Consider the following 8199-nt stretch of genomic DNA (forward strand, 5'->3'; position numbering starts at 1 on the left):
CCCGGCGACCCGGGTGACCCCGGCGACCCGGGCGATCCCGGTGACCCCGACCCTGAGGCCCCGATCGGGGAGTGCGGCGACGAGGCCGCGGCCATCGGCGCCGTCCAGGGCCCCGGCGCCACCTCCCCGGTCGCGGGCCAGGACCAGGTGATCGAGGGCGTCGTGGTGGGCGACTTCCAGGACGGCGGCTTCGGCGGCTACTACGTCCAGGATGACGGCGACGATGACGCCGCCACCTCCGACGGCATCTTCGTCTACTCCACCTCTCCGGCTGTAGAGGTGGGCGACGAGATCCGCGTCCTCGGCGAGGTCGCCGAGTACTACGGCATGACCCAGATCAGCCCCGAGGCCGTGCTCGAGTGCGCTACCGACGCCCCGCTGCCCGCGCCGGTCGAGGTCGCCCTGCCGCTGGACGTCGACCTCGAGTCGCTCGAGGGCATGCGCACGACCCTGGCCGCGGAGGCCACGGTGATCGAGGCGTTCAACTACGACCGTTACGGCCAGATCGTGGTTTCCTCCGACCGCCAGTTCCAGCCGACCAACATCCACCTCCCGGGCTCGCCGGAGGCCGTCGCGCTGGCCGAGGCCAACGCCGCGGACCGTCTGATGATCGACGACGGCCGCAGTGCCCAGAATCCGGATCCGGCCCTGCACCCGGACGGCACGCCGTTCACCATCGACCACCGCTTCCGCATCGGCGACAAGCTGGACGGCGTGACGGGCGTGCTGGACTACCGCTTCGACAACTTCGCGATCCAGCCCACCCAGGGCGCCACTCACGTCCCGGCCAACGAGCGCCCCGGCGCGCACGGCGTCGACGCACCGCTCAAGGTCGCCTCGCTCAACGTCCTCAACTACTTCACCACCCTCCGCTCGGAGGATTCCAACGCGCGTGGCGCCTTGACGGCCGAGGACCTGCAGCGTCAGCAGGACAAGCTGGTCGCAGCGCTGGCCGGCATGGACGCCGACGTTGTCGGTCTGATGGAGATCGAGAACAACTCCGAGGCCATCACTACACTTGTTGAGGCACTCAACGCGGAGGTCGGCGAGGGCACCTACGCTCACGTGGAGACCGGCGAGCTCGGCACGGACGCCATCACGCAGGCGCTCATCTACAAGCCCGCCGCGGTCACCCCGGTCGGCGAGCACCGCGTGCTGGACGAGAGCGTCGACCCGCGGTTCATCACCTCCAAGAACCGCCCGGCGCTCGCGCAGGTCTTCGCCGAGAACGGCACCGACGAGCAGTTCGCGGTGGCGGTCAACCACTTCAAGTCCAAGGGCTCGGATTGTGACGAGCTCGGCGACCCCGAGGACCCGAACGGCCAGGGCAACTGCAACGGCACCCGCACCAACGCGGCCCGCGCGTTGGCGGACTGGATGGAGGACGACGAGGCCCTGTCGACGGTCGATCGCACGCTGATCATGGGTGACCTCAACGCCTATGCCATGGAGGATCCGATCCAGGCGCTGGTCGAGGCCGGTTACGTGGACACCCTCCGCGAGGCCGAGGGCGACGAGGCCTACACCTACGTCTTCGACGGCCAGCTCGGCCACCTCGATCACGCCCTGGCCAGCGAGGCCATGAACCCGTTCGTCACGGACACGGTCGCCTGGAAGATCAACTCGGACGAGCCGGATCTCATCGACTACACCACCGAGTTCAAGAAGGACGCGCAGGACGCGATCTACGCGCCGGACCAGTTCCGCTCCTCCGACCACGACCCCGTGATCGTCGGACTGGACCTCGCCGGTGACGGCGACGGTGGTGACGACGGCGGCGACGATGGTGACGATGGGGACGACGACGACAACGGCGGCAGCTGGTGGCGCGATCTCCTGTCCCGGATCGACGTCTTCGGCAGCCTCGGATTCTGAGCGCAATCACACCCGGTGATGCTCGCCTGAGTGCACAAGGCTGAGTTAGCCCGCCCGACCAGCGTGGTACCTGCCCCGCCTGGCACCTGAGCAGACAGCGCCGGTCCGCTTCCCCTTCGAGGGAGGCGGGCCGGCGTTGTGCATGCTGGCGTGACCTGGACGGTGATTTCTGCTCGCGAGGGAACCACCTGACCGGCGGCCCCGTCATGCCTGGTGACGGCACGTTCCACGACGTGCACCAGGCGGCGAGGGGGGGGGAGGGGCATGTCCTACGACGAACAGCATCGGCGGCCAGGCGACCTTGACGGCGCACCAGGCGCTTACGAGCATCCTGCGCCGGATGATGGGCCTGGTTACTGGGCCGAGAGATGGACCGAATTCAAGCGGCTATTCGCGCAGAACTGGCACGAGAACGGCACTAAAGAAAGGGTCTATCTCTGCGTCGCGGTCATAGTCGTGGTTTTTGTCTGGGAATTTCTTGTTCGGGTGGCAATGAGTGTGGCCTGAGGACTGCTTATAGGCCATTCGTGCTTTCAGTAAGCAGAGAGCGGGGTGAGTGTGGACAAAGGCGAGAAAGGCGCGTCGCATCCGGACGGCGTACCAGGCGCTTACGAGCATCCGGCACTCGACTCCGAGCCCGGCTATTGGGCTGAGACGTGGGCCGAGTTCAAGCGGCGAATGGGCTACGAATGGCACGAGAACCAGTTGAAGGAAACGACCTATCTCGTCGCGGCTACCTGGGTCTTCGTCTTTATCGATGGTTACTGGCTCGGATGGCTGTGAGCGCAGGATGCGATCGCTGACGTCCGCCAGAGCGGACAACACCGACCCGCTTTCCGGCGAAGAGGAAGCGGGTCGGTGTTGTCGTCGTCGTACCTTCTTGGTCTTTATCTTTTCCCGTCAGAAGGTCTTGGCGTCGATCACGAACCGGTAGCGGACGTCGGAGCTGACGACGCGGTCATAGGCCTCGTTGATCTTGTCCGCCGAGATGAGTTCGATCTGCGCGGTGATGCCGTGCTCGGCGCAGAAATCGAGCATCTCCTGGGTCTCGGGGATGCCGCCGATCATCGAACCGGTCAGGATCTTGCGGCCGCCTGTCACCGAGCCCGCGCGCACCGACATCGGCTCACTGGGGATGCCGATCTCCACGAACACCCCGCGCGGCTTGAGCGTGCCCATGAAGCGGTCTAGGGGCAGGGGCGCGGACACGGTGTTGAGGATGAGGTCGAAAGTGCCTCGCAGGTTCTTGAGCGTCTGCGTGCCCTCCTCGCCGGCGGTCGCGTAGTGCTCGACGGCCCCGAACTTCAGGGAGTCGTCGCGCTTGGACGTGGTCTGGGACAGCACGGTCACCTCGGCGCCCATCGCCACCGCCAGCTGCACGCCGACGTGGCCGAGGCCGCCCATGCCGACGATCGCGACCTTCGTGCCCGGGCCGACGTTCCACTGACGCAGCGGCGAGAACATGGTGATGCCGGCGCACAGCAGCGGCGCGGCCGCCGCGGGGTCCAGGCCCTCGGGCACGGCGACGACCATGCGCTCCTCGACCACGATGTGTGTGGAGTATCCGCCCTGCGTGACCGGGCCCTCCGGGTCGTCCTCGGGTAGAGGGGAACCGTAGGTCATGACCGCCTGCCGGCATTCCTGCTCCTGGCCGGCCTCGCACGCGGCGCAGTCATGGCAGGCGCCCACCATGCAGCCCACGCCCACGCGGTCGCCGAGCTTATGGCCGGTGACCTCGGAGCCGACCTCGCGGACGATGCCGACGATCTCGTGGCCGGTCGTCGCGGGGTAGATGGTGCGGCCCCACTCGCCGCGCGCGTGGTGGATGTCGGAGTGGCAGATGCCGGCGAACTCGATCTCGATGAGCACATCCTGCGGGCCGGTGTCGCGGCGGTGGATGGTGGTCTTCTCCAGCGGTGCGTCCGGTGCGATCGCGGTGACGGCGGCGACGTCCATGTTGCTCTCCCGTGGGTTGAGGGTGTGTCGAGTGCGGGACGGCCGGAATAGCTGCGGTGGGTGGCCGGGCTCCCGTCGCCACACTAGTTGTGTTGGCGAGAGATGGCGCCCCGCCCACGTCGATTCCCTGACGCCTGTCAGCCCCCATGATTATGATGTGGGTCACATCGCGCGCCCGCTCAGCGCAGCGTCCGGTGCCCCGCATCCCCCTCGCGAAGGACCCCTCACCATGGCCGAAACCGTCCGCGAACAGCTCCTGCGTCACACCGAGAACGACGATGTGGCGATCCGCTACGAGGACACCTCCATCACCTGGCGCGAGTACCTCGAGGGCGCCGCCAAGCGGGCCGGCGCGATTGAGGAGGTCCTCGACGGGGTGTGGTCGCAGAACGCCCGCACCGACGCCGACCGGCCCCGCCACGTGGCGACCCTGCTGGAGAACACCCCGGAGATGCTCTACGCGCTGGCGGCGGGCACCCTCGGCGGGTACGTCACCGTCGGGCTCAACGCCACCCGCCGCGGCGAGGGCCTGGCGCGCGACATCCGCAAGGCCGACTGCCAGGTCATCCTCACCGACTCTGAGCTCAAGCACCTGCTCGACGGGCTGGACCTGGGGCAGACCACCGTGATCGACACCGACTCGGAGCAGTGGGCGGCGCTGGTCGAGGCGTCGCAGCCGCCCGCGAATCCGCCGGAGGTGACGGGCGCGGACCCCTTCATGCTCATCTTCACCTCGGGCACGTCCGGCGACCCCAAGGCGGTCAAGGTCGGCAACTTCACCGTCTGTATGGCCGGCGAGATGCAGGCCGGAAACCTCGAGCTGACCAGCGACGACGTCATGTACGTGGCCATGCCTCTCTTCCATTCCAACGCGATCATGGTCGGCTTCTCGCCCGCGGCCGCGACGGGCGCCACGATGGTGCTGGCCCGCAAATTCAGTGCGAGCCGCTTCGGCGACGACGTCCGCCGCTACGGCGTCACCTACATGAACTACGTCGGCAAACCGCTGGCCTACATCCTCGACACGCCCCGCCGCCCGGACGACGCGGACACGACCCTTCGCGTGGTCTTCGGCAACGAGGCCGCGCCCAAGGACATCCCCGCGTTCGCCGAGCGCTTCGGCTGCACCGTCAAGGACGCGTACGGCTCCACCGAGCTCGCCGTGATCATTGTCCGCACGGAGGACTCGCCGCTCGAGTCGATCGGGGAACCGTTCCCGGGGGTCGCCGTGCTCGACCCCGTCACCGGCGAGGAATGTCCCCGCGCGATATTTGACGACGACGGCGCCGTCACCAATCTCGATGAGTGTGTCGGCGAGCTCGTGAATACGGAAGGCGCAGGCTTCTTTTCGGGTTACTACAATGACGAGCAGGCCACCTCCGACCGTCTCCGGGACGGCAAATACTGGTCCGGTGACCTGGCCTATCGGGATGCGGACGGCTACATCTACATGGCGGGCCGCACCGGCGACTGGCTGCGGGTCGACGGCGAGAACATGGCCACCGGCATCGTCGAGGAGATCCTGCTGCGGCACCCCGGAGCCTCCCGAGTGGCGGTCTACGGACTGCCGGACCCGCGCGGGGTGGGCGACCAGCTCGCGGCGGCGATCGTCCCGCGTCACGACGCCGACTTCGACCCGGCTGAGTTCGAGCAGTTCCTCGCCGCGCAGGCGGACCTGTCGACCAAGGGCTGGCCGCGCTGGGTGCGGCTCGCCGCGGAGCTGCCCATCACGGCGACCAACAAGATCCTCAAGCGCGAGCTGATCACGCAGGGCGTCGGCGGAGGGCGCGGAGGGAGCAGCGACGCTGCGAATCCCGACGCCGCGACCCCCGACACCTGGTGGGAGCGGGAGGAGCGGGGCACCGCCTACTCGGTTATGCGCTGATGGTCTTTGTCGTCACGCGTTTCGACTTCCGCGCCCCCGGCGCCGGACCGGCCGAGCGCAGCGACCGATACCGCGCGGCCCTCGACCTGGCCCGCTACGCCGAGGAGACCGGCTTCGACGCCGTCAACCTCTCCGAACACCACGGGTCCGAGGACGGCTACCTGCCGTCGCCCCTCATCGCCGCCTCAGCCATCGCGGCCGTGACCAGCCGGATCCCGATCTCGGTGTGGGCGGTCATAGCGCCCCTGTACGACCCGGTCCGGCTCGCCGAGGACCTGTCCGTTCTGGACCACATCTCCGCCGGCCGGGTCAGTTACACCTTCGGGATCGGCTACCGGCCAGCCGAGTACGCGCTGCACTCGCGGCAGTGGCGGGGTCGCGGCGCGCGCCTGGAGGCCCAACTCACGACGATGCTCGCCGCCTGGCGCGGGGAACCGGTGGGAGACCCGGTCGACGACCCGACCGCCGACTCGGGCGACGACCCGGCGGCGGACTCGCAGCGGCTCACGGTCACCCCGCGACCGTTCTCCCAGCCGCATCCGCTGATCTTCCTCGGCGGTGGGGCGGCAGCCGCGCGGCGGGCCGGGCGACTGGGCATGCACTACCAGCCGCAGCTCGACGATCCGACGCTCGAGACGCTCTACCGGGACACCTGCCGCGCGCATGGGCATGAGCCGGGCCTCGTCGTCGCCCCTGTTCCCGGCCCCGCGACGGTGTTCTGCGCCGCCGACCCCGACCAGTTCTGGTCGCGCCACGGCCACCACCTCCTCGCCGACGCGCGCGGCTACCGCGAGTGGCACGTGGGGGACGAGCGCGGCTCGTTCGTGCAGTCCGAGGCCGACACCGTCGACCACCTGCGCGCCGAAGGCGTCTACGTGGTGGCGACCCCGGACGACCTGGTGCGACGGGTCCGCGACGGCGAGCTCGGCCTCCTCGCCACCCACCCGCTGTGCGGCGGCATTCCGCTGGAGGCGGCGTGGGAGTCGATGCGGCTGCTCGGCGAGGTGGTCCTGCCGGGGATCCGGTAACGCACCACGCCGCGGGGTCGTAGTGTCGTGGCCATGAGGTACTCAACCACCAAGGCCGTGAAGTACTGGGCCATGCCCGCCGCCCTCGGCACGATGGGCGTGCTGCATTTCGTGGCGCCCAAGCCCTTCGACGGGCTCATCCCGCCGGAACTTCCCGGCAGCCGCCGCGCCTGGACCTACGGCTCCGGCGTGGCCGAGCTCGCGGTGGCCGGCCTGCTCGCCAACCGCGACACCCGCGCACTCGGCGGGGCGGCCGCAACGGCCCTGTTCGTGGGCGTGTTCCCCGGCAACCTGCAGATGGTGCGCGCCTACCGCAACAAGCCGGTCTGGCCGTACAAGGTCATCGCGTGGGGCCGTCTGCCACTGCAGATCCCGATGATCATGGCCGCCGACAAGATCCGCCGCTCGGCGTGACAGCGCACCGGTCGTGAGCTGATGAGCGGCGCTAACTGATGAGCGGCGGGACAGGGGAAGCCTGTGACCGGCGACGGTGAGCGCGGCTCCGGCTGGCGCCAGGGTCCCTCTGTAGCTGTAGTGGCCGCGGCGTCGGTGTCGGCGCTGGTGGTGGTCGGCCTGGCCGTGGCGATCCTGCTGCTGATGCGCGATCCGGTCGGCGGCGGGATTGCCGACGGCGGAGCTGGGAATGCCGGAGACGTAAGCGGGGTGAACGCGGACGGGACGGGTGGGGGCGCCTCGTCGTCGTCGTCGGATAGTCCGTCGGATCTTCCCTCGGACGCGCCACCCGCGGTCCTGGAGCAGTGCAGCGACTCCGGCGAGGCGGTCCTGCCCAGGTCAGGGCGGGGATCCGAGGCTACGAGCTGCGAGTTTGCCGTCGCGGTCCACCAGGCCTACTTCCGCACCGCGCGGCCCGGCGATCCCGCGATGGTCGAGGCGTTCAGTCCCGCGACGGGGCAGCGGTACGAGATGGGCTGCGTCGAGAACCACAACGACGGCGGGATCATCTGCCGCGGCGGCGAGAACGCGGTGGTCATCCTGTACTGACGGCTCGGCCGTCTGCCACTCCCGCCCGGCTCAGGCCAGTCGCGCCAGGGCTGCGCGCTTGACCTCCGCGGGCGCGAACGACGCTTCGATGGAGGTCCGCGCGACCTTGGTGAGTCGCGCGGGCGTGATCCCCATCCGCTCCTCGGCGAGCACGTACTCGTCCACCACGTCGGCGCCGAAGAGCAGGGGGTCGTCGGCACCGAGGGAGCAGCGGACGCCGGCGTCGAGCAGCGCGGGCAGTGGGTGCTCCTCGAGGGAGGGCGCGACGCCGAGCACCACATTCGACGTGGGGCACACATCGAGGCAGGTCCCGCGCTCGGCGAGTAGCTCCAGCACCGCGGGGTCCCGGGCGGCCTGCACCCCGTGTTGGATCCGGTCCACGCCCAGGTCGAGCGCCGCCCGCACCTCCTCGGGCCCGGCCAGCTCGCCCGCGTGCGGCACCACGCCGAGCCC

Annotated in this window: 9 protein-coding genes; 7 read left to right on the top strand and 2 right to left on the bottom strand. The window is 69.4% G+C overall.

Annotation, left to right across the window (positions count from 1 at the left end; all coding sequences use genetic code 11):
• The 3 genes from G6016_RS10055 to G6016_RS10065 all read left to right on the top strand — a co-directional run.
• Window positions 1–1875: ExeM/NucH family extracellular endonuclease (locus tag G6016_RS10055; RefSeq protein WP_182632530.1), on the top strand; the 1875-nt coding region annotated here is incomplete at its 5' end.
• A gap of 264 nt (window positions 1876–2139) precedes the next feature.
• The gene (locus G6016_RS10060; RefSeq protein ID WP_182632531.1) at window positions 2140–2382 is read left to right on the top strand and encodes a hypothetical protein; all 243 of its coding nucleotides are present in this window, start codon (window positions 2140–2142) and stop codon (window positions 2380–2382) included.
• Between the two features lie 45 nt (window positions 2383–2427).
• On the top strand, window positions 2428–2658 hold the full coding sequence (locus G6016_RS10065; protein ID WP_182632532.1) for a hypothetical protein: 231 nt from the start codon (window positions 2428–2430) through the stop codon (window positions 2656–2658).
• Window positions 2659–2775: 117 nt separating this feature from the next.
• On the opposite strand, the gene G6016_RS10070 is transcribed toward G6016_RS10065, so the two are convergent.
• The gene (locus tag G6016_RS10070) at window positions 2776–3831 is read right to left on the bottom strand and encodes an NAD(P)-dependent alcohol dehydrogenase (RefSeq protein ID WP_182632533.1); all 1056 of its coding nucleotides are present in this window, start codon (window positions 3829–3831) and stop codon (window positions 2776–2778) included.
• Between the two features lie 229 nt (window positions 3832–4060).
• Between G6016_RS10070 and G6016_RS10075 the strand changes: the two genes are divergently transcribed.
• The 4 genes from G6016_RS10075 (at window position 4061) to G6016_RS10090 (ending at window position 7746) form a co-directional block, all read left to right on the top strand.
• Window positions 4061–5716, top strand: a complete 1656-nt coding sequence (locus G6016_RS10075) for an AMP-binding protein (RefSeq protein ID WP_182632534.1) — start codon at window positions 4061–4063, stop codon at window positions 5714–5716.
• A complete protein-coding gene (locus G6016_RS10080; RefSeq protein ID WP_182632535.1) occupies window positions 5716–6744 on the top strand; it encodes an LLM class flavin-dependent oxidoreductase in 1029 nt (342 codons plus the stop codon). The genes G6016_RS10075 and G6016_RS10080 overlap by 1 nt, the downstream gene beginning before the upstream one ends.
• 33 nt (window positions 6745–6777) lie before the next feature.
• Complete coding sequence (locus G6016_RS10085; RefSeq protein WP_182632536.1) at window positions 6778–7158, top strand: DoxX family protein; 381 nt, start codon at window positions 6778–6780, stop codon at window positions 7156–7158.
• Between the two features lie 63 nt (window positions 7159–7221).
• Window positions 7222–7746, top strand: a complete 525-nt coding sequence (locus G6016_RS10090) for a hypothetical protein (RefSeq protein ID WP_182632537.1) — start codon at window positions 7222–7224, stop codon at window positions 7744–7746.
• A 30-nt stretch (window positions 7747–7776) separates the two neighbouring features.
• On the opposite strand, the gene G6016_RS10095 is transcribed toward G6016_RS10090, so the two are convergent.
• A partial coding sequence (locus G6016_RS10095) for an adenosine deaminase family protein (RefSeq protein WP_422110471.1) occupies window positions 7777–8199 on the bottom strand: 423 nt, incomplete at its 5' end.

This window comes from Dietzia aerolata (genome assembly GCF_014144865.1).
GTDB classification, from domain to species: Bacteria; Actinomycetota; Actinomycetes; order Mycobacteriales; family Mycobacteriaceae; genus Dietzia; species Dietzia aerolata.